This window comes from Leeuwenhoekiella sp. A16, from assembly GCF_047946675.1.
Taxonomy (GTDB): domain Bacteria; phylum Bacteroidota; class Bacteroidia; order Flavobacteriales; family Flavobacteriaceae; genus Leeuwenhoekiella.
On record NZ_CP172313.1, the window covers coordinates 4313174 to 4335315 of the forward strand.

Consider the following 22142-nt stretch of genomic DNA (forward strand, 5'->3'; position numbering starts at 1 on the left):
TAAGCAATTTGGGATAACGTTTAAAATTAGTCAAAAAATAAGTGTGGAAATCGCTTCTGCGGAAGCTTTTTAAGCCAATTTACCGCAAAAGTAGATTCTAAAAATCCTAAACCATAACCTATAAATTGAACGAGTGTTGCAAAAACACTGTAAACGCCTATTATAAGACTTTTATTTTTAAAAGAAGAATGAAAAAATATAAGTAGTAAATAGATCAACACTAGAAAAATCGGTAGAAAAAAGCCAAAAACCGCTGTAAAAAGGCTAAAAATCGCAAAACAAAGAAATAAAGCAGGGAACCAATAAGTAACTTTTGCTGTTTTAGGATGCCACGAGTTTAAAATTGGGCGTACTAAACCAAACTTACGCACCTGTTGATAAAATTTCTTCCACGAAATACGGCGTTTGTGATACACAAAAGCTTCGGGGATGAGTGTAGATTTAAACCCTAAATTCCATAATCTAATAGTGAGATCTGGATCTTCACCGGGGTGAATTTTACCAAAACCACCAGATGCCTCAAATGCCGCTTTTGAGATCCCCATATTAAAACTACGCGGTTGAAAACTACTGCCACTTGCTTTGTTACCTCGTATGCCGCCAGTAGTTAGAACAGATGTCATACTGTAATTTATGGCTTTCTGTAGCAGCGAGAAATCTTTATGTGCCGCATCAGGACCGCCAAAGAAGTCTATGTATGATGTCTCAAGACTTTTAATTACAATTTCTAAATATTGAGGCGGGAGCAGACAATCGCTGTCCAGAATTATAAAATAATTCCCCATTGCTTTTGCCATCCCATAATTGCGCGATGGCCCGGGACCAGAATTCTCCTTATAAAAATAAACAACTGGTAAATCACTAAACTGAGAGACAACTTCTCTAGAATCTATTGAAGAACCGTCTTCAATAAGAACGATCTCATAATCGCCTGTGTAGGTTTGCTGCCGGAAACTCTCCAGCAATTCCCTCACTTCATCTGGGCGATTATAAACAGGAATTATAAAAGAAAGACTTAGACTCATGCTACAAAACTAACCTAAAATAGTCTCTGCGCCAGATTAAAATATTGAAGCAACCAGCAGTAAATTATAATTTCATCACTTTGATTATTTCGGCGCCGGCATCACTTTCTACGTGCAAAAAGTATATTCCCGTTTTTAGTGACGAAATATCTAAATGTTTGGTCAGCTTCTTACTTTCTATATAATTTTTAACCACTTTACCACTTATATCATAAAGTACAATGTTGTAAATAGTGGCCTTACTCTTTATAAAGATCTCATCCTGTGCGGGATTTGGATAAACCGATATTTTTTCGGTAAAAAATTCATCAGAACTTAGATTCTCATCGCAGTCTACATTAGCTCTCCAGCCAGGACGGTTAAGCGATACGTCTGATCTAAAACGCACTGTAAGAGCACCATCTGCTGTTGTAGATGAGTACGCTTTCGCGAAAGCAACTTCTTCTTCCAGAACATAATCAGTAGTTGATGAACCATTTATTATCGTTAAAAGATCAAAAGAAGCTTCAATATCTACCGCTGTAAAATCTAGCGTGACGCGCTTGCCTGCTTGCGCCGGAAGAAAGAAAATCACGTATTTCTCGTTATTTGCGTATTTACCAGAAATTCCTCCTGTATCAGTAAAAATCCGGTCACAACCGCCAAAAATCGCAAAGCGCAAAGGTTCTGTAAAAAGGCTGTTGCCGTTATTTACAGGGTCACATTGCGCTCTTACATACACATCATAAAAAACATCAGCTTGTAGATCTGTCACTTCTGCATATCTTTCAAGAGTGGTTCCCTTGCTTTTTACATCGCTTGCTAAATATGGGTTTCCGTTTTTTGCTGTGATCACATATTCATAACCTGAATTGTCACCGTTAGGCGCATTCCAGCTTAACGCGACAGCACTCGTGTTTAAAGCTTTAATCGCTACTGCCTGTGGTGAATTACAATTAGCCTTTGTAATAAAATTAGTTCCTGCATACTCGTAAAAATCAGAGCAATTTGAACGCACATAAGCAGTGTATGCAGTACCTGCATTTAGACCTGAAAGGTTAATCTCATTATTATTAGCGGCTGTGGTTCCGTTGGCGATTGGAGTTTCAGCAACAATATCTGCTCCCAATTCATAAATTGCCCAACTATAACCCGCAGCATCATTCTGTATATCATCCCAAGATAAAGTGGCGCTATTTGTAGTTATCGCACTTAAACTTGCGTGGGGATCAACGCATGTACTCTCATCAAAAGAAACATCATCAATAAGAATATCATTGTAGTACAAAATCCCTGAAGCGTTAGTAATATTAGAAAAGCGCAATTGAACATTTCCTGTAATATTATATTCAGACAGATCGTATTTAAATTCCTCCCAACCATCTGCGCCTGTGGTTTTGCGTTGTAGCGTGAGCAGCTCTACCCAATCATTACCAGTGTATAAATCAACTTTTAGCGTGTTAAATGAATCTGGTTCTGAATCATTACTGCTAAACAACCAGAAGCTTACAAATGGTTTTTGAAGAGCGGTAATATTTATGAAAGGTGTCGACAAAACAGAAACATCATTTAACTGATTTACCGAATTATCCAACCAAACAAAATCGTTGCTGTCTGCCTCGCCTGTTGTATGATCATGCGCATCAATAGCATCGTAATCTGGTTCTGAATCATATTGCCAGCCTTCTTTACCAGTTTCTAACCAGCACGCGGGTGTTTTAGTAACATTAAACGGCTGATTGTAGGGAGCCGAAATTGCTGCACACGTGGTTGTGAAACTCAAAGGTCCATACATGATACTCACATCACTAGCACCGCAATACGACGAAATATAAGCATCATAAGCAATCTCAGGATTTAAGCCAGTAAGTTTTACTGAAGCGTTACCTGCCGCAACATCTGCTTCTTTTACAACTGCAGTTATATCGTCGTCTTTCTCAACTATTACAATATGATATTGAGTTGCATTTATACTCGACTGCCAGGATAATTCTACAAAATTGCCGCCTATTAAAGAAGCCTCCAGGTTCTCTGGAGCAGGGCAGGAAGCTTGTGTAGTAAATGGTAACGCTTCTGCGAAATTGCTATTTTCTGCATCACAAACAGAAGCTATGTAAAAAAGATAATCGGTTTCATTATTCAATCCTGTAACCGTAAATTGTGTATCTGTCGCAGAAGGATAAAATTCTGCTACAGCATCTGTATTAGGATCACCGCCTACAGCTGTGATCACCACTTTATAAGAATTTGCATTGTTAACCTTTAGCCAACTAAACTGTGCGCCATCTGGGTGACTTGCTACCAGCTCAACATTAGATGGTCGCGCACATGCGGCACAATTAGCTATAACAGAAAATGCTTCATCTGTTACCATTGGGTTTTCTATGATCACTACCGAATTACCATCAGCATCAAGAAGCTCATATTTAATTTCTTCAGGAAAATCACTATCTCTTTTCCATTTTAATTCAATTACCGAATTTTGGGAAACATCGAGCGATATTTCCTCATAATCACCCGATTTTAAGGTATAATCCTCCGATTTTTCATCAATTTTAATAGAGAGAATCCCCGTATCCCAACCGTCATTAAAAGCATCTGAAGCTTTAAGAGTATAATAACAGTTAGATGTATCCTGACCGTGTGCAAGGCCAAAAAACAGGAAAGTAAGAAGAAAAATGCTGTAAGTAATTTTTGTCATAGGCTATGATTTGGGGAAATCAATAGATCTAAAATTAGAAATGCAGAAAATAAACCTGCCGTAACGATTATAAAACCTCAATAATTAAAATAGAAAAGGCTGGGCGTAAGATACGCAAAACCAGCCTTTAATATCTAATATTTTTATTACTGCTTATCTACAAAAGCTTCCATCACAGCGTCACTAACGCCCATATTGCTAAAACCACCATCATGAAACAGGTTTTGCAAAGTCACTTTTTTAGTAAGGTCTGAAAATAAACTTATCGTATAGTCTGCGCATTCTAGAGCAGTAGCATTACCCAACGGACTCATTTTTTCCGCGTAAGCGATAAAGCCATCAAAGCCTTTAACACCTTGTCCTGCTGTTGTAGGCGTAGGCGACTGAGAAATTGTATTTACACGTACTTTTTTATCTCTACCAAAGAAATAACCAAAGCTGCGTGCAATGCTCTCAAGATATGCTTTGTTGTCTGCCATATCATTATAATCTGGAAAAACGCGTTGTGCAGCCATATAAGTTAACGCCACAATACTTCCCCACTCATTCATAGCATCCTGCTTATACAGCACCTGCATTGTTTTATGAAAAGAGCCTGCGCTAACATCCCAGCCTTTTGCAGTCCAGTCATAATTTTGATCTGTATAATGCTTGCCTTTACGCACATTTATAGACATCCCGATACTGTGTAAAACAAAATCAAGCTTACCGCCCAATTCTTCTACTGCACCGGCTACTAATTTTTCAAGGTCTTCTAGAGATGTCGCATCTGCCGGAATAATTTTTGAACCCGTTTTTTCGGCAAGCTTATTAATAGAACCCATACGCATTGCGATAGGAGCATTTGTTAAAACAAAGGTCCCTCCTTCTTCATGAACTCTTTCTGCAGTTTTCCAGGCAATTGAATTCTCATCAAGTGCGCCAAATATTATCCCTCTTTTTCCTTTTAATAAATTGTAGGCCATGTGTATTGTGATTTTCTGTTTTTTAAATATACTTATTATTAATTGAGTAATTGTCGTGCATGACTCAATGCTGCTTCAGAGGTTGATTTTCCTCCTAACATTTCTGCAATTTCTGCAACGCGGCTGTCAACATCAAGCTTTTCTATACCTGTAATTGTACGTGCAGCATCATCATTCTTAAATACTTTAAAATGATTTGCTCCCTGTCCCGCAATTTGCGGTAGATGGGTAATGCTTATAATTTGCATTCTACTACCCATTTTTTTCATTATTTCACCCATTTTTAAAGCGACTTCACCGCTAACTCCGGTATCGATCTCATCAAAAATCAATGTTGGTAAATTAGCGTAATCACTCAATACAGATTTTATCGCAAGCATTATGCGCGATAATTCACCTCCTGAGGCCGATTTTAGCTCCTGTGGGCGCATTCCTTTATTTGCTGTAAATAAGAAATGTAGATCATCTTTACCATTATCTCTAAAATCGTCACGAGCGATCAACTTTACTTCAAAAAAAGCATTTGGCATACCTAATTGCTGAAGTATTCCCTCAAGATTTTGAGTTAAAGGTTTTATTGCTTCTTCCCGCTTTCGCGAAATTATAACCGCTTGTTTATCTAGCTCAATAAGGGCAGCTGCGATACTTTTTTCAGTTCTTTTAATCTCGTTATCAAGGTCTGTAAGAGATTGAACCTGCTCGTCTAGTTCATTCTGAATAGCGATCAATTCTTCTACAGAAGCTACTTTATGTTTCTTTTGAAGATCAAAAATAAGATTCAATCTGTCTTCTACTTTTGCCAGCTGTTCAGGATCGCCTTCTGTTGCTGCAGCAATATCGTTTATAGTTTCGGTAATATCTTCAACTTCAATATTGAGACTTTCAAGACGCGTATTAAGACCGTGTAGACTTGTACCGTAACCCGCTAATTTGCTAATACGCAATTTCACGGCTAGCAACATATCTATAACTCCTAATTCTTCGCGTGTAAGTAATTGGTTAGCCTCTGCAAGACCTTCTGTTATCTGCTCTACATTGCCTAACATCTCAAGATTAGACTCAAGTTCTTCCTGCTCACCCGGTTTTAATTTGGCATCAAGAAGTTCATTAAGTAAAAAATTATTGTATTCTTCTTCGCGCTGAGCAGCTATCTTTCTATCCTGAAACTTTTTGAGCTTATTACGGTCTTTTTGAAGGGTTGCAAACAGATTTTTATAATCACTTAGAAGATCACCATTCTCTGCAAAAGCATCTAAGATCATAAACTGAAAGTCATTATCTGTGACTTCCAGCGTCTGGTGCTGACTGTGAATATCTACCAGTCGCTCTCCTAATGCCGAAAGTTGACTTAAAGTAACGGGTGTATCATTTACAAAGGCTCTGCTCTTACCGCTGGGTAAGATCTCTCTGCGCACTATAGTTTGCGCTTCATAATCCAGATCCTGTTCTGTAAAAATGGGTAGTAGGTTATAGGCTTCCACTTTAAAATGAGCTTCTATAACGCATTTTATTTCGGCATCGCCTATACTTGAAATATCTGCTCGTTTACCTAAAATAAGCCCCAGTGCACCCAGTAAAATTGATTTACCCGCACCAGTCTCACCCGTGATAACGGTAAAACCAGGATCAAACTGAAGTTTAACCTCTTCAATGAGGGCGTAATTTTTAATGTATAGGCTTGTAAGCAAGGCTTGCCGGTGGTTTAAAATTCTCGGTAAATATAGGAGAGATTTCTTGTTATTTCAAAGAAAATCGGGCTGGTTAAAATTTGATGTCTTTCCAGTAAGTTGCCTTTGTTGGCGCTACTTTATTTAGCGTGGTAACCAGTTCAGAAATATTTACCTGGGGCCCATCTGAAAACATACGCGCCACTTCATCTGCTTTAGCATCAAAGAAAACGCGAGTTAAAAAGTTATTGGGCCGGTTAGCATACATCTGATCAAAAAGAGCAAGTGTTACTGCAATAGACTGTTTAGCTTCTCTTGTGTTTTCAGCCATAAAATCTAAACCGTTGCGGTGATAAGCGTAAAGCACCTCAGAAAAATCTGAGAAATTAGGCGAAAGCAGATCTTCATTCAGCCTAAATCTACTTTGGGTTCCACTCTGTGCTGTCCATCCTTCGCTACCACTTTGTTGCGCGGTATTCACGATCTGTTTAGCTTCTTCAAAATAAGGAGTCCCACCACCTCTGGTATATGTTGCCGCATCCATACCTATAATTGTATAAGCGTAATAGGCCAGTACTGAGATTAGATTAGAATCAAAAGTATTGGGATTATAATTGAGAGGCTGAAATTCTGTATAACTAAAATTGAACTGTCTGTCGTTAAAACTAAAAACAGGGGTGCTATACGTTGCATTATAAACAGGTCTAGAAGATTGCACCTGTATACTGGCCGTAAAAAAGTCTGAATCTATATTTGAAATAATTATTACAATACTGCAATCTATTTTCTCCTGCTGTTTGTATTCTACATCGGTCCAGGTGGTGTTATTCATAAATTCCTGCACCTGTGTCTTTAAAGTTCTAAAGACCTGTAGATTGCTCTGCCCGGTTTGTTCTGCATTTATATCTACAGAACAGTTGAGTTCCTGAGCGTTTACACCAAGATTTAAAATGAATAATGAAAAAAATAAATAAATGGTTCTATGCATGAATTGCAGTTCTAATTTCTTTAAAAATATCTTTCGCAACAGCTTCCTTAGATTTAAGATCGTTGGGTCTAACCTCTTCTTCCTTATTTATAAAAGTAACCTTATTGGTAACAGTTTTAAAACCTGCTCCTTTGTCATTAAGTGAATTGAGTACTATAAGATCCAGATTCTTTTTAATTAGTTTCTTCTTAGCGTTCTCAATTTCATTTTCTGTCTCTAAAGCAAAACCGACCAAAAACTGTTTCTTTTTAGTATTCCCCATAAAACCAAGAATATCCTGGGTAGGTTCAAGGTCTATAGAAAGATACTCTGCCTTCTTTTTTATTTTCTGGTCAGCCGGTGAAATAGGTCTGTAATCTGCAACAGCCGCAGCTGCAATTGCAACATCTACTTCATCGTAATATTCTTTAACGACAGCAAACATATCCTGAGCACTAACCACCCGTATAACCTTAATTAAACTATGCTCAATTTCTAAATGCGTAGGCCCTGAAATAAGGATAACTTCTGCTCCCAATTCTGCAGCACATTGCGCTAATTCAAACCCCATTCTGCCACTGCTGTGATTGCCTATAAAACGTACAGGATCTATCGCTTCGTATGTAGGTCCTGCAGTAATCAATACTTTTTTCCCTTTTAAAGGCATTTTAGCAAGCCTATCTCGCTCAATAAACTTTACAATATCTTCTGGCTCTGCCATACGCCCCTGCCCTTCAAGACCACTTGCCAGTTCGCCTGAAGTTGCGGGTATCATAATATTCCCAAAAGATTGCAGTTTTTCAAAAGTATCCTGAGTACTGCGATGCTTGTACATATCAAGATCCATTGCCGGCGCAAAATAAACCGGACATTTAGCTGAAAGATATGTGGCCAGAAGTAAGTTATCACTGGTTCCTGTTGCCATTTTTGCAAGCGTATTTGCTGTCGCTGGTGCTATAACGAAAAAATCGGCCCAAAGGCCGAGATCAACATGGTTATTCCACATAGCGTTGTCATCTTCACTATGAGTAAATGATGACAAAACAGGATTTTTTGAAAGAGTAGAAAGCGTTAGTGGTGTTACAAATTCTTTTGCATCTGGTGTCATAATAACTTTAACCTCTGCTCCCGCTTTTATAAAGGCGCGAACCAGCCAAGCAGATTTATATGCCGCAATGCCGGCGGTAACACCAAGAATAACTTTCTTGCCGCTTAAAACAGACATCTATTGTTCTGTTTCTGCAGTATTACGGTAATAGATCTTATCTTCTAACCATTCCTGAACAGCCATCGCGTGAGGCTTAGGAAGTTTCTCGTAGAATTTTGATACCTCTATCTGCTCTTTGTTTTCAAAGATCTCTTCAAGACTATCACTGTAAGTTGCAAACTCATCTAGCTTCTCAAGTAATTCTCTTTTGATCTCAGTATTGATCTGTGTTGCACGCTTAGCAATAATAGAGATCGCCTCATATATATTTGAGGTAGGAGCATCTATTTTCTCTCTGTTAAAAGTTATTGTATTTACCGGTGCCTCAAGATTCTTTACATCCATAATAATCAATATTAAATTATAAGTACTGTTGTAATCGCTGATCGATATCAGCCTTTATTTCGTCTGCCTGCGTTCTGTATTCTCCTTCAGGGTAAGACTTTATTAATGTTTTATAAAAAGCATCTGCTTCTTTTAAACGTTCTTCAACAAGGCTGGGAACGCTGTCTATAGCATACTTATATTGTGAATCAAGCTTATAATAAAAAGCGGCCTCTCTGTAAGGAGAACCCGGATAATCTGATATAAAATCGTCTAGTGCAGCTTTTGCACTTACATAACCTCCCAGATAACTACCTATTGTATTATACTGCTTTGCGATCTCAAAAGCTTTCTTCTGCATTTTAAGACTTAATTCATTAATTTTTGCTGTAGCCTGCTCTGTATATTCAGATTCGGGATACTTACCAATAAATTGTTGAAGTTTATCAAGAGCTTTTTCTGTTTCGCTCTGGTCAAGGCTATATCGCGGCGAAAGCTCATAATAGCTCAAGCCCGCCTTAAATTGTGCCTCTTCTACCTTTTCAGAATTGGGATAAGATGTAGCAAAACGATCAAAATTATAACCAGCCATATAATAATCACCTACATTATAATAGGTGTCTGCATATAAGAACATTACGCGCTCAGCCTGAGGCTTTCCTCTATAGCTGGGCACAACTTGTTCCCATAATTTTAGCGACTTTTTGTATTTCCCTGCCTGATATAATGAATCTGCCATAGAATACTTCATAGACATATCATCAGATTTAAGCACATCCTGGTACTCACCACAGGAAGCTAAAAGTAATGCGCTAAAAATTAATATTATTGTGTTTCTCATCTGGTTTAAAAACATCGTGCAAAAGTAGTTATTTTCTCGTGATTAAAAAACTTAAAGACTATAACGCTTTTAGATACGTTGCAATTTTATCATTTAAATTTTCACTTGCCTGTACAAGAGGCAGGCGTACTACGGGTAAACAAAGACCTTTTTGAGCTAATAACGCCTTAATACCGGCAGGATTGCCTTCGGCGAAAATTAAATCTATTGCGGGCATAAGCCTGAAATGTTTGCTATATGCCATTGCCTGATCTCCTGAAAGACCGTCACGTATCATATCACTTAAAACATCAGGAATTCCCTGACCTAAAACTGATATTACCCCATCACCACCGGCTGTAACCGTAGGCGCTGCAAGCATGTCATCACCAGAAATTACCATAAAGCCCTCGGGTTTGTCTTTCAACAAACGCAGCATTTGTGTAATATCACCGGCGGCCTCTTTAATTCCAAAAATATTATCAAAGTCTCTGCCTAATTTCAGAACAGTTTCCGGAAGCATATTGCTACCTGTACGACCGGGTACATTGTATAATAAAATGGGTAGTGGTGAAGCTTTAGAGATCGCTTCATAGTGTGCGTAAATACCTGCCTGGCTTGGTCTGTTATAATAGGGAGAAACAGATAAAACACCATCAAATTCAAAAAGATCTCTTTCTTTCAATTCCTGAATTATATGAGCAGTATTATTACCGCCTATCCCCAGCATCAAAGGCACTCTGTTCTTATTTACCTCAATGCTACGCTTTATAACCTGTTCTTTCTCTTCCTGCGTAAGTGTGGCATTTTCTGCGGTTGTACCTAACACTACAAGATATTCTACCCCGCCATCAATACTGTGTTCTATAACACGTGAAAGACCGTCGAGATCAAGACTTAAATCATTATTAAAAGGCGTAACAAGTGCTACACCCGTACCTTTAAATTGCTGCATGCTAATCTATGCGATTAAGTATTTTCAAATATTTTTTTAGCTCTGTCTTAAAAGCTGTTGTGTTTTCCAGATCTACATGTATCGTTAAATCATTTAACTGATACTTTTGAAAAGGAAAACCTACTTTAAATCGCGCACCTGAGCGCGCTGTGATAAATTGCAAAACTAAGTTTTCTGCGTTGTAATAACTCAATAAAAGATCAAAAGGTTTTGAAACAAAATTAGACACTGCTTCACTTTTAATCTTCCCATTAAATCCTATTACGTCATCGTAGAAGAACTCATCCTGATCAGGTAGATTTTCCTTTTTATTCTTAAAACTAAGCATTTCAATATCAATACCATCTCCTAGTCCTTTAATGATATTCCTGATCTGCTCTGCATTGTTAAAAGCAGAAATATCAAGAAGAATACCTACGCTATGAATTTTAGAAGAAATTGAAGATCCTGCAGAATTATCTATTAATTTTTGAATATTTCTTTTAATGGATTTACGTTTCCATACGTCTAAAAACATCTACCTTTACCTTTAGAACAAATGTACTTAAATATACAATAAAGCAAACAGCTAATTTTTCGCTAAAATGACTCGATTTTTTCTGTATTTACTGGCAATAACAATGTTTTCTGCCTGTAAAAACCAAGAGGTAAGTCTCTCAGAGATTAGAGGAAAAGAAATAACTATTTCAGATTCTTTACAAGCTAACCAGGCTATTAATAACTTCATAGCACCTTACAAAAAAAACATAGACAAGCAGATGGACAGTGTCCTCGCTTATGCTCCTAAAAGCCTCTCTAAAAGTGACGGCGCGTATAATACCGCAATAGGAAATATGCTTGCAGACGCGGTTTTTGAGCTTGAAGGACCGATTTTTAAACAACGAACGAACTCTAATATTGACGCTGTACTCCTAAATCACGGCGGTATAAGATCTACTCTTAATCAAGGCTCGGTCACAATGCGCTCTGCGTATGAAATCATGCCTTTTGAGAATATGATCGTTGTAGTAGAATTAACCGGAAAGAAAGTTAATGAAATGTTCCAATATCTAAAATCTGGTAAGGCACACCCTCTTTCTGGTATACAACTTGTTCTTAATGATAAAGGAGATATAGAAACTGCCACCATAGGCGGTGCTCAGGTTGATGAAAACAAGACTTACTTTATTGCCACAAGCGACTATTTACAGCAAGGTGGTGACAGAATGGATTTTTTTAAAGACCCGGTAAGCATACAAGAAACAGATTACAAATTGCGCAATCTGTTGATCGATTATTTTGCAAAACACGATACTATTGCTCCCGTACGCGATAATCGTTTCATTAAAATACAATAAGTCATGCAAAGACGTAAGTTTATAAAAAACACAGCAGCTGCAACTGCCTTTGCAGGTATTGCCGGCAGCACATTAACATCATTTACAACCAAGCCTAAACAGCACATTACTATTTTGCATACAAATGATGTACACAGCCATATAGAGCCTTTTCCGGCAGAAGATGCAGATTATGCAAATAAAGGTGGTGTTGCGCGCAGGCTAACACTTATAAATAAGATAAAACAGGAAAACCCAAATACGCTGCTTCTTGATGCTGGCGATATTTTTCAGGGAACACCTTATTTTAACTTTTACGGGGGCGAATTAGAATTCAAACTCATGAGCATGTTGGGTTATGATGCGGCTACCATAGGCAATCATGATTTTGACAATGGTATAGATGGTCTGGCGGCTCAAATGCCTAATGCTACGTTTAAGATGATCTCATCTAATTATGACTTCAGCAATACCATAATGGATGGCAAGACACAACCGTATGAGATCTTTGAAAAGGACGGAATCAAAATTGGTGTGTTTGGTGTAGGTATTCAACTAGACGGCTTGGTAAACAAAAAAATGTCTAAAGAGACCGTTTACATAGACCCTGTTGAAGTGAGTCAGGATATGGCAAAACAGCTTAAAACTGAAAAAAACTGCGACCTTGTAATTTGCTTATCACATTTGGGTTACTCGTACGAATTTGATAAAGTTTCAGATCTTACGCTTGCAGCGAAAACTAAAGATATTGATCTTATTATAGGCGGTCACACTCATACTTTTTTACCTAAACCTGTAATTGCTAAAAATGCTGCGGGTAAAAATGTACTTATCAATCAGGTAGGATGGGCCGGAATCAATCTTGGTAGAATCGATTTCTTTTTTGATGATGAAGGTAATATTAATAGCGAAGGAGCTACAATTTCAGTTTAAAGGATCAAAAGTAGGAGTCTGACTCCCTAATAACCTTTTTCATATTAATAAGATACTGCACAAAAAGCAGTTGAGCAATAAACTCGCACCCGTTTATAACGCCCATTAAAGCTGTAGAATCTTCAAGATATTCAAAAATAAATGTACCTAACGCTACAACCGTGTAGCCAGCTCCTGCGATAAATAAAAATACACTTTTAGGATGCCTGTTGAATATGGAAACATAAAAACAAACGGTTATAAATAATACAAAAGACAGGAATGCCGGCGTATAAATATAGATGCTGGGTATATGATCAACAACCAGAGAACTAATTGTAATAATTATATAAGTTATTGCTATAAAGCCAATAAAAGGTGCGGTGAGATCTCTTGATCTTATAGAAAAGTTAGTTTTTCTGAGAACCGGCCTTAACAAAAAGGTAAAACTGATAAAATACAGCGTAAAGAGGAACATTGCAGGATAAAAAAGCCTTGTCATCCCAAGTGCCACACAAGCCTCTCCCAGCATTGCAAACACTAATGCAGATAAAAGCATGACATTGAGGTCTCCAGTCTTTCGCCAATAATACAAATACAGAAATACATGAAAGAAAGGTTTTACAAAAACTGTTTCTGAATTTCCGTAAATAATAGATACCGTAACAGAGCAAATTCCTATAATAATCGCGATGAATTTAAAGAAGTTTGCCATACATGTATTTGTTAAAAAATCAGCCTAAAAGGGCTAAAAACTGGTCTTCAGTAAGCATTTTTGTGCCTAATTTTTCGGCTTTTGCCAGTTTGCTGGGTCCCATATTTTCCCCGGCAACCAGATAATTAGTTTTTGATGAAATAGAACCTGAAACTTTGCCGCCATTATCTTCAATCAGTTTTTTTAATTCGTTCCTAGAAACTTTATTAAAAACTCCTGAAATCACAAAAGTATCACCATCTAACTTATTGGTTTGGTTCTCTAAAACTTCTGCAGAAATTTCAAGCTGAAGTCCGTGATCTTTTAATCGCTCTATCAGTTTCTTTTTTTCCTCATGCGTGAAAAAGTCGACCACACTTTCGGCTATACGCTCCCCTATCTCATCTACCGTTATTAATTCTTCAAGAGTAGCTTTCGCCAAAGCGTCAATACTTTTATAATGCCGTGCTAATTTCTTTGCTACAGTCTCTCCCACATAGCGAATTCCCAAGCCAAACAAAACACGCTCAAACGGAATTTCTTTAGACGCTTCAATACCATTTATAAGGTTCTCTGCAGATTTCTCTGCCATTCTTTCAAGTGGCAAAATTTCCTCTTTTGTAAGTGTATAAAGATCTGCGTAATTATTTATTAGTCCGTTGTTTACAAGCAGCGCAACAGTCTCGCCACCCAAACCTTCAATATCCATCGCTTTACGCGAAATAAAATGCTGTATACGCCCAATAATCTGTGGCGGGCAACCCTCATCATTAGGACAATAATGCTGCGCTTCACCTTCATTACGCACTAATTGAGTACCGCACTCAGGGCAATTGGTGATATATGCTGTAGGACTTGAATTAGGATCGCGTTTTTCAAAATCAACACCTATTATCTTAGGGATGATCTCTCCTCCTTTTTCGACATACACCTCGTCACCTTCTCTAATATCAAGCTTGGCAATTTGGTCTGCATTGTGCAAAGAAGCCCTTTTCACAATAGTTCCTGCGAGCTGCACAGGCTCTAGATTTGCTACCGGCGTAATAGCTCCCGTTCTACCAACCTGGTAAGTGATCTTGTGTAATTGTGTAGAGACCTGTTCTGCTTTAAATTTATAGGCCATCGCCCAGCGCGGAGATTTTGCCGTATAGCCCAACTCCTCCTGCTGCTGAAAACTATTCACTTTTATCACCACACCATCTGTCTCATATGGAAGATCATGACGATGAATATCCCAGTAATTTACAAACTCCAGCGTTTCTTCGGTAGAGCTTACTAATTTAGCCGCTTCAGGCACTTTAAAGCCCCATTCACGTGCTTTTTGCAAACCTTCATACTGCGTAGCAAAACCTAAGTTTTCACCTATAATCGTATACAAAAGACAATCAAGTGGTCTCTTTGCCACCTCGCTGCTGTCTTGTAATTTTAAACTCCCGGAAGCGGTGTTGCGCGGATTACGATAAGGTTCTTCTCCAGCTTCTACACGTTCTGCATTCATTTTAGAAAAACCTTCAAAAGGAAGCACAATTTCGCCTCTAATATCAAATTTTTCAGGAAAATCACCTTTCAGCTTTAAGGGAACCGTGCGTATAGTTCGCACATTATTAGTAACATCATCTCCCTGCACACCATCACCTCTTGTTACCGCTTTAACAAGCTCACCTTTTTCATACGTAAGACTAATTGAGGCACCGTCATACTTTAACTCACAGGTGTATTCAACTTTGCCATCTACCAGCTTTTTTATGCGCTTTTCCCAATCTTCCAGATCTTCTTTAGAATAAGAATTATCAAGTGAATACATGCGATAATCATGTACAACTGTAGCAAAATTCTTAGTCACCTGCCCTCCCACTCGCAGCGTGGGGGAATTAGCATCATAGAACTCAGGATGTTTCGCTTCAAGCTCCTGAAGTTCTTTTAGTTTAGTATCAAATTCAAGGTCTGAGATTTCAGGTTTATCAAGAACGTAGTACTTGTAATTATGGTCACTAAGTTCCTGCCTGAGAGATTCAATTTTTTGCTGAGTAGTCATGTATATCTGTAAGCCGATTTTAAGCCTGAAAAGCTGATTTTTGAAGATTTTAAGCCGTTTTTTTTACTAATTAAGTGCGCTCAGGTTTTAGCCATTGTGGTTTTGGCAAAGGTTTAAAATTGTGCATTTTATCAATTAGACGATCGATGTCGTCATCTATAATTACCATTTCAAAATTATCCATTCTCAAAAACCCTCTTCGTACCATTTCTTCCATCATTGCGATAAGATGATTAAAAAAACCACCCGTATTTAAAAGTGCAATGGGTTTTTGATGCAAACCCAGCTGTGCCCATGTAGTGATCTCAAAAAGCTCCTCCAGCGTACCAAAACCTCCCGGAAGCGCAATAAAACCGTCACTCAATTCCTGCATTTTAAGTTTGCGATCATGCATATTCTCTGTAGTAATAAGCTCTGTCAAACCCAGATGAACAACTTCTTTCAATTTTAAAAACTGAGGTATCGCACCCACAACTTTACCGTGGTTGTCAAGGCAGGATTTTGCCACCTCGCCCATAATTCCTCTTTTTGAAGCGCCATATACAAGGGTAATCTCCTTTTCTGCAAGTTTCTTACCCAGTGCGTTTGCCTGTTCTATTATTTCATGATCGTTTCCTTCACTGCTTCCGCAGAAAACACAAATTGAATCTAGTTTATTCATGATTTTATTCCTTTGAGCATTCTATCTTTTTTAAACATATCCTGGCATAGGATCACATCAACAAAGCCAGAATTCTTTAACAAAATGCGTGTTTCTTCCCCAAGATACTCATTGATTTCAAAATAAACAGTACCCTCGGGCTTCAAATTTCGTGAAGCAAGCTGTGCGATCTGTCTGTAAAAAATAAGCGGGTCTTCGTTTGTCACGAAAAGCGCACCATGAGGTTCATTATTAAGCACATTGTCATGCATTTGTCCCTTTTCTAATTCACGCACATAAGGCGGATTTGAAACTATAATATCATAATTCTCCTGAAAAAGGTCAACATTTAAAACATCAGCTTCAATGAAGTTGATCTCAGCATTATTTTGCAAAGCATTCTTTTTCGCAATAGCGAGAGCATTTTTAGAAATGTCAAGAGCGCTTACTTTTGCATGTGCTAGTTGTTTTGCCAGGCTAATCGCTATACACCCAGAACCCGTACCTATATCAAGTATTTTAAGAGGTTCGTTGCTTTTACCGCAGTCATCAACAATCCAGCTTACTAATTCTTCAGTTTCTGGTCTGGGAATTAATACATCTGGAGTTACCAGAAAATTATAACCGTAAAACTCAGTTTCTCCCAAAATATACTGCAATGGCTCTTTCTTTTTTAGTCGTAGCAGATCACTTTTAAAAAGTTCAGCTTGTTCTACAGCAAGCATTTTCTCCCGGTCTAAAGCAACATCAATACGTCTCATATTGAGATACTTTTCTAGAAGTTGATAGAAAAACGAATCGATCTCTTCTGAGGGATAAAACTCCTTTAATTGAGAATGGAAAGAAGATCTAAGATCTGTGATTTTCATTTTAAACCGCTTTCAAGTCTTTAAGCATATGAACCGGGCACGCACAATGACCCGTATCTCCTAAAGGGCCGTCTATGTAATAAAAACCTGTCTTTTTATATAAATGCTGAGCGTCTTTCATATTAGGCATAGTCTCGATATAAACCTGTTCAAAACCGTTTGCTTCCGCGAAAGCCAAACAGGTATTCATTAATTGTGCACCCAGACCTTTGCCACGAGCTTTTGCCAGAAAGTACATTTTTTGCAGTTCGCAAACAGGGCCATCGTAATTCTGAAGCTGGGCGATACCGGCGCCACCTATTAGTTTTCCGTCCTGTTCTACAACAAAATATTCGGCCAGCGGAACATCATACGTTTCAAACATTTTATCAAGTGCCTTGTCTGCATAAGCCGTCCCCACTTTAGGCACGCCCATCTCTATTAAAACCTCTCGTATTACTTTTGCAATCTCTTTATTATCTGACTTTTTTACGGGTCTGATTATCGCTGCGCTCATCTTACTTTTTAATGCTATTTTTGAAACGGTGAAGATACACGAAAAATACATGTTGCGCTGTCTGGAACTGGCCAAAAATGGACTGGGAAGCACCTATCCCAACCCTATGGTAGGTAGTGTAATCATATATAATAATGAGATAATAGGTGAAGGGTGGCACCGTAAAGCAGGTTTACCACACGCAGAAGTAAATGCGGTAAAAAGCGTAAAAAATGAAGCGCTGTTGCCAGACTCTACAATTTATGTAAGTCTGGAGCCTTGCAGTCATTACGGTAAAACTCCGCCATGCAGCGACCTTATTATCGCAAAAAAAATAAAGAAAGTGGTCATTGGCACCGTTGATCCTTTTGCGGCTGTTGCCGGCCGCGGAATTAAAAAATTGCTGGATGCCGGTTGTGAGGTTATGGTAGGGGTTCTGGAAAAAGAGTGCCAGGATCTTAACAGCAGGTTCTTTACATTTCATCAAAAAAAACGTCCTTATATTATTTTAAAATGGGCGCAGACGGCAGATGGCTTTATAGCTCCTAAACAGCGCGATGAAGCTAAACCGGTGTGGATCACAAATACCTTTTCGCGACAGCTAACACATAAATGGCGCACAGAAGAGCAGGCAATTTTAATAGGAACGGCAACTGCAATTGCAGATAACCCAAGTCTTAGTGCGAGGGATTGGCAAGGCTCTTCCCCTACGCGTATAGTTATTGATCGCACTTTAAGAATCCCCCCGTCAAGTGCTGTTTTTAATGATAAAGCAAAAACAATCATTTTTTCAGAAAAAAGACCCGATTCTGAATACAAAAACGAAGTTATAACACTTGATTTCTCTAAAAATTTACCCCGGCAAATCTGTGATCATCTTTATAAACAAGAATTGCAATCTCTAATTGTTGAAGGCGGAACAAAAACTTTACAATCATTTATTGATGCCAGTCTCTGGGATGAAGCACGTGTTTTTACCGGGAATAATTATTTTAATGACGGCGTTAAAGCTCCTGTATTAAGTGGCTCTTTCCCTAAAGAGCAGGAAATTGCTACAGATAAGTTGAAAATTTACACCAATCATAAAACTGACGAAAAATGATTAAGAATATAATTTTTGACTTTGGCGATGTATTTATAAATCTTGACAAGAAAGCTCCTGAATATGCTTTGGGAAAAGTAGGCGTGCGCGTAACAGACCACGACATTTTTGAACTGCACAATCTTTATGAGAAAGGTCTGGTTACTTCAGACCACTTAATTGAGACGTACTTAAACACTTTCCCCTCTCTTAATGAAATTTCGTTTAAACTAGCTTGGAATAGTATTATTCTCGACTTCCCTGAAAATCGGTTAAATTGGCTCCTAAATCTGGCAAAAACAGGTCAATATCGTTTGTTTTTACTCAGTAATACCAATGATCTTCATATCGAGCAAGTAATCAAAAATATGGGAGCGATAAATTATATTAAGTTTCAATCGTGCTTTGAGAAATTTTATCTTTCGCAGCATATGAAAATGAGAAAACCAGATCTTGAGATTTTTGATCATATTCTAACAGAAAACAACCTGATAGCCCAGGAAACGCTTTTTATAGATGATACGATTCTCAACACATTAGCAGCTTCATCGCTCAATATAAATACCTGGCATCTGCAACCGGGCATAGAAGATGTGACCGAATTATTTACAATTAAGAAAGACCTGTTTTGATTTACCTTTTATTGAGCATCATTGCCTCAAGCCTCATTTTTATTGTTTTTAAATTATTTGATCGTTTTAAAATAAACACGCTGCAGGCAATTATCTACAACTACTTTTTTGCCTGTTTTACCGGATTATTAGCCTATAACACCCGATTTTCACTTAGCGAAATTCTCCATAAAAAATGGCTTTTAGGAGCCGTGTTACTCGGCGTACTTTTTATTGTGATCTTTTATCTCATGGCGATCACAACCCAGCGCAGTGGTCTTTCTGTTGTTTCTGTTGCTACAAAAATGAGTCTTGCCATACCTATATTATTCGGTTTTATTTATTACAGAGAAAGCATAAGTTTTGTCAAAATCACAGGAATATTATTGGCTCTAACAGCTGTTTATTTTACTTCGGTCAAAAACGAAGACGCACTTAAAGTTAAACCTAAAAATCTCATCTTTCCTATTCTGGTTTTTCTGGGTAGCGGCGTTATAGATACCAGCATTAAATTCTTAGAAAACAGCTTTGTAGCGAAAGATGAAGTGCCCCTGTTTTCTGCCACTATATTTGCATCGGCATTCGTCATTGGGATTATGGTCTTAGTTTTTCAAAAATTAAAAGGTAATTTCAACTTTGAATCTAAAAACCTGTTAGGCGGTGTTGCTTTAGGCATACCCAATTACTTTTCGATCTATTTTCTAGTGCAGGCTTTACGCGCAAATGGTCTTGAAAGCTCAACTATTTTTACCCTGAATAATGTCGCGATCGTAATGCTCTCAACATTACTAGGCATAATTCTGTTTAAAGAAAAACTACTTCCTAAGAATTGGTTAGGAATTGGTCTTGCAGTTCTAAGTTTGATATTAGTTACTCTTGCTGCATAGATAATTTCCTAATCAAATCTTAATTAAGGGGTTACAGAGTTAAACTAAATTTAAAGTAGAGTATAAATCCAGATTTCAGCCTCATTCTTTTTATTTTGAGAAAAACCTTAAACTAAAAAGCTATGAAAAACTTTAAACCTTTACTTATTTTATTTGGACTCATCCTTATTACAGGATGCGGCACGAGTGTAAAAACAGTTAATCCAGATAATACAGATTTAAGCCAATATAAAACCTTTGCCTATTTACCCAACACTAATATTGAGGTTCCCGGCAAATCGTATACTAATGATAAGGTAAATGAAATGATCATCGAGACCATTAATAGTAATATGGAAGAAGCTGGTTACACGTTAGATAGAGAAAATCCTGATCTTCTGGTTCTTATAAGTACAAAAACAAATTTACAAACAGAAACTACTACTCAACCAGCATACGTAAGTTACCCCTATCGCGGGAGAATAAGTACGATACGCCCTTATTACAATTCATATTATTACACCGGGTACAACTCGTATGCCGGCATAGTGGGCTACAATACAGATACCTATTCTTATAAGGAAGGAACTGTGATTATTGATATTATTGACAGAGAAACTAAAAATACGGTTTGGAAAGGAACCTCTTCTGAAGATATATTTAATCAAACTGAAAATTCTGCCATTACAGAACTGGTAAATGCTATTTTTGATAAATACCCGCTGGTAAAATAATTGATTAGAAAAAATGCGATTTAAAGGAAGCTCATTCGCTTCCTTTTTTTATATCTATTTCTCACATTTGCAGGAATGAGCCAGAATACAGAAAAACCGGCAGATAGTTACAAGACGCTTGCAAAAGCTGCTCCTGAAACCATTTTTAAAGATAGGGGAAGTAAATTTATAGGTTATGCCTTTCACGTTAAAACCGAAGATGACATAAAACTCTATCTGGAAAATCTACGCAGCGATCACGCAAAAGCAAGTCATGTATGCTACGCCTGGCAATTAGGTAAACGCTATGATCATTTTAGGGCAAATGATGATGGAGAACCTAACAATTCTGCAGGAATGCCCATTTACGGTCAACTACAATCATTTGATCTTACACAAACACTTGTAGCTGTCGTTCGCTATTATGGCGGAACAAATCTAGGCGTAGGCGGGCTTATACATGCTTATAAAACCAGCGCACAAATCACCCTGGAAGGCGCTAAAATCGTTAGAAAAACGATAAAAACAGCCATTGCTGTTTCTTTTGACTATCCGTTAATGAATAAAGTGATGCGTATTATAAAAGAGGAAAATCTAAATATAAACAAGCAGGACATGCATCTGGATTGCAAAATCACTTTAGAAGTACGCAACAACAAAATCGATCAAATAAAAGACCGTTTTGCAGCGATTTTTGGCACAAAAACAGAGATTCTTGACGACTAACTTTTAAGTATATCAAGAATGTATTGAGGGCATCTTATGGGTCTGTTTGTTTTCATATCTACAAATACTAAAGTTGTACTCGCTCGTGTTATTAATTTACCATGTTGATTTGATATTTTATAACTAAAACTTATACGTGCGCCAGGCATACTTTCAAGCTCAGTTTCAATCGTCAGATTATCATCAAAATACGCAGGTTGCATAAAGGAAAACTTCATCTCATAAACAGGAAGCATAACGCCGTTTTCTTCCATACTTTTATAAGAAACCCCTAAAGCATTTAACCATTCAATACGCGCTAACTCCAGATATACTGCGTAATTTGAATGATGCACTACTCCCATTTTATCGGTTTCTGCGTATCTTACTCTAATTAAAGTATTATATTTAAACATAGACTTATTAACAAAATAAATTGTACTTTACAGATTGTCTTGTTATGCGAAAAAAAATCCACAAAACCAACGTGATATTTTTTTTTATTTATAAATTTTGTTCACATATTTGCCCAGCATTAAATGAAACGAAAAGCCCTCTTTATCTCACTTTTTAATGCTCCTAAATCTATAAATAACTTAAAAATTTAACCACAAA

The 22142-nt window shown here is 37.6% G+C and carries 23 protein-coding genes; 7 read left to right on the forward strand and 16 right to left on the reverse strand.

Going from position 1 to position 22142, the window contains the following annotated elements; all coding sequences use genetic code 11:
• Positions 1–26: 26 nt before the first annotated feature.
• The 10 genes from ACH3O9_RS18820 to ACH3O9_RS18865 form a co-directional block, all read right to left on the reverse strand.
• Positions 27–1025: a glycosyltransferase gene (locus tag ACH3O9_RS18820; RefSeq protein ID WP_416443060.1), complete on the reverse strand. Its 999-nt coding sequence runs from the start codon at positions 1023–1025 to the stop codon at positions 27–29.
• 64 nt (positions 1026–1089) lie between these two features.
• Positions 1090–3705 carry a fibronectin type III domain-containing protein gene (locus ACH3O9_RS18825; RefSeq protein ID WP_416443062.1) on the reverse strand — a complete coding sequence of 872 codons (2616 nt, stop codon included), beginning with the start codon at positions 3703–3705 and terminating at the stop codon, positions 1090–1092.
• Between the two features lie 146 nt (positions 3706–3851).
• Complete coding sequence (locus ACH3O9_RS18830; protein WP_416443064.1) at positions 3852–4670, reverse strand: enoyl-ACP reductase FabI; 819 nt, start codon at positions 4668–4670, stop codon at positions 3852–3854.
• 38 nt (positions 4671–4708) lie between these two features.
• Entirely contained in the window at positions 4709–6358 is a 1650-nt protein-coding gene (gene recN / locus ACH3O9_RS18835) for a DNA repair protein RecN (protein ID WP_416443066.1), read from the reverse strand.
• A gap of 73 nt (positions 6359–6431) precedes the next feature.
• On the reverse strand, positions 6432–7325 hold the full coding sequence (locus ACH3O9_RS18840) for a DUF4835 family protein (RefSeq protein WP_416443068.1): 894 nt from the start codon (positions 7323–7325) through the stop codon (positions 6432–6434).
• Positions 7318–8529: a bifunctional phosphopantothenoylcysteine decarboxylase/phosphopantothenate--cysteine ligase CoaBC gene (coaBC, locus tag ACH3O9_RS18845; protein WP_416443069.1), complete on the reverse strand. Its 1212-nt coding sequence runs from the start codon at positions 8527–8529 to the stop codon at positions 7318–7320. Before coaBC ends, ACH3O9_RS18840 begins: the two co-directional genes overlap by 8 nt.
• Complete coding sequence (locus ACH3O9_RS18850; RefSeq protein ID WP_416443070.1) at positions 8530–8856, reverse strand: DNA-directed RNA polymerase subunit omega; 327 nt, start codon at positions 8854–8856, stop codon at positions 8530–8532. It abuts the gene before it with no gap.
• A gap of 16 nt (positions 8857–8872) precedes the next feature.
• The gene (locus ACH3O9_RS18855) at positions 8873–9676 is read right to left on the reverse strand and encodes an outer membrane protein assembly factor BamD (protein WP_416443072.1); all 804 of its coding nucleotides are present in this window, start codon (positions 9674–9676) and stop codon (positions 8873–8875) included.
• A 58-nt stretch (positions 9677–9734) separates the two neighbouring features.
• On the reverse strand, positions 9735–10610 hold the full coding sequence (gene dapA / locus ACH3O9_RS18860; protein ID WP_416443074.1) for a 4-hydroxy-tetrahydrodipicolinate synthase: 876 nt from the start codon (positions 10608–10610) through the stop codon (positions 9735–9737).
• A gap of 1 nt (position 10611) precedes the next feature.
• Entirely contained in the window at positions 10612–11127 is a 516-nt protein-coding gene (locus ACH3O9_RS18865) for a DUF6913 domain-containing protein (RefSeq protein ID WP_416443075.1), read from the reverse strand.
• A 67-nt stretch (positions 11128–11194) separates the two neighbouring features.
• Here ACH3O9_RS18865 and ACH3O9_RS18870 point away from each other — a divergent pair, with 67 nt between their 5' ends.
• Together ACH3O9_RS18870 and ACH3O9_RS18875 are read left to right on the forward strand one after the other, a co-directional pair.
• Complete coding sequence (locus ACH3O9_RS18870) at positions 11195–11947, forward strand: 5'-nucleotidase C-terminal domain-containing protein (protein ID WP_416443077.1); 753 nt, start codon at positions 11195–11197, stop codon at positions 11945–11947.
• A gap of 3 nt (positions 11948–11950) precedes the next feature.
• Positions 11951–12859, forward strand: coding sequence for a bifunctional metallophosphatase/5'-nucleotidase (locus tag ACH3O9_RS18875; RefSeq protein ID WP_416443079.1), 909 nt, complete (start codon positions 11951–11953; stop codon positions 12857–12859).
• A 4-nt stretch (positions 12860–12863) separates the two neighbouring features.
• Here the strand turns inward: ACH3O9_RS18875 and ACH3O9_RS18880 are convergent, their stop codons facing one another.
• The 5 genes from ACH3O9_RS18880 to ACH3O9_RS18900 all read right to left on the reverse strand — a co-directional run bounded on the left by ACH3O9_RS18880 (position 12864) and on the right by ACH3O9_RS18900 (position 17572).
• Entirely contained in the window at positions 12864–13553 is a 690-nt protein-coding gene (locus tag ACH3O9_RS18880) for a hypothetical protein (RefSeq protein WP_416443081.1), read from the reverse strand.
• Positions 13554–13572: 19 nt separating this feature from the next.
• On the reverse strand, positions 13573–15567 hold the full coding sequence (ligA, locus tag ACH3O9_RS18885) for an NAD-dependent DNA ligase LigA (RefSeq protein WP_416443083.1): 1995 nt from the start codon (positions 15565–15567) through the stop codon (positions 13573–13575).
• Between the two features lie 70 nt (positions 15568–15637).
• The gene (locus ACH3O9_RS18890; protein ID WP_416443085.1) at positions 15638–16228 is read right to left on the reverse strand and encodes a TIGR00730 family Rossman fold protein; all 591 of its coding nucleotides are present in this window, start codon (positions 16226–16228) and stop codon (positions 15638–15640) included.
• Entirely contained in the window at positions 16225–17076 is an 852-nt protein-coding gene (gene prmC, locus ACH3O9_RS18895; protein ID WP_416443087.1) for a peptide chain release factor N(5)-glutamine methyltransferase, read from the reverse strand. The genes ACH3O9_RS18890 and prmC overlap by 4 nt, the downstream gene beginning before the upstream one ends.
• Before the next feature lies 1 nt (position 17077).
• Positions 17078–17572, reverse strand: coding sequence for a GNAT family N-acetyltransferase (locus ACH3O9_RS18900; protein WP_416443089.1), 495 nt, complete (start codon positions 17570–17572; stop codon positions 17078–17080).
• Positions 17573–17600: 28 nt separating this feature from the next.
• Between ACH3O9_RS18900 and ribD the strand changes: the two genes are divergently transcribed.
• The 5 genes from ribD (at position 17601) to ACH3O9_RS18925 (ending at position 21548) form a co-directional block, all read left to right on the forward strand.
• Entirely contained in the window at positions 17601–18653 is a 1053-nt protein-coding gene (ribD, locus tag ACH3O9_RS18905; protein WP_416443091.1) for a bifunctional diaminohydroxyphosphoribosylaminopyrimidine deaminase/5-amino-6-(5-phosphoribosylamino)uracil reductase RibD, read from the forward strand.
• Positions 18650–19264 (forward strand): HAD-IA family hydrolase, encoded by a 615-nt coding sequence (locus ACH3O9_RS18910; RefSeq protein ID WP_416443093.1) that lies wholly within the window; start codon positions 18650–18652, stop codon positions 19262–19264. The genes ribD and ACH3O9_RS18910 overlap by 4 nt, the downstream gene beginning before the upstream one ends.
• Entirely contained in the window at positions 19261–20130 is an 870-nt protein-coding gene (locus ACH3O9_RS18915) for an EamA family transporter (protein WP_416443095.1), read from the forward strand. Before ACH3O9_RS18910 ends, ACH3O9_RS18915 begins: the two co-directional genes overlap by 4 nt.
• Positions 20131–20252: 122 nt before the next feature.
• Positions 20253–20843: a DUF4136 domain-containing protein gene (locus ACH3O9_RS18920; protein ID WP_416443097.1), complete on the forward strand. Its 591-nt coding sequence runs from the start codon at positions 20253–20255 to the stop codon at positions 20841–20843.
• 75 nt (positions 20844–20918) lie between these two features.
• Positions 20919–21548: an IMPACT family protein gene (locus tag ACH3O9_RS18925; RefSeq protein WP_416443099.1), complete on the forward strand. Its 630-nt coding sequence runs from the start codon at positions 20919–20921 to the stop codon at positions 21546–21548.
• On the opposite strand, the gene ACH3O9_RS18930 is transcribed toward ACH3O9_RS18925, so the two are convergent.
• Positions 21545–21943 carry an acyl-CoA thioesterase gene (locus ACH3O9_RS18930; protein ID WP_416443101.1) on the reverse strand — a complete coding sequence of 133 codons (399 nt, stop codon included), beginning with the start codon at positions 21941–21943 and terminating at the stop codon, positions 21545–21547. The two genes, ACH3O9_RS18925 and ACH3O9_RS18930, sit on opposite strands and share 4 nt — an antisense overlap.
• Between the last annotated feature and the right edge of the window lie 199 nt (positions 21944–22142).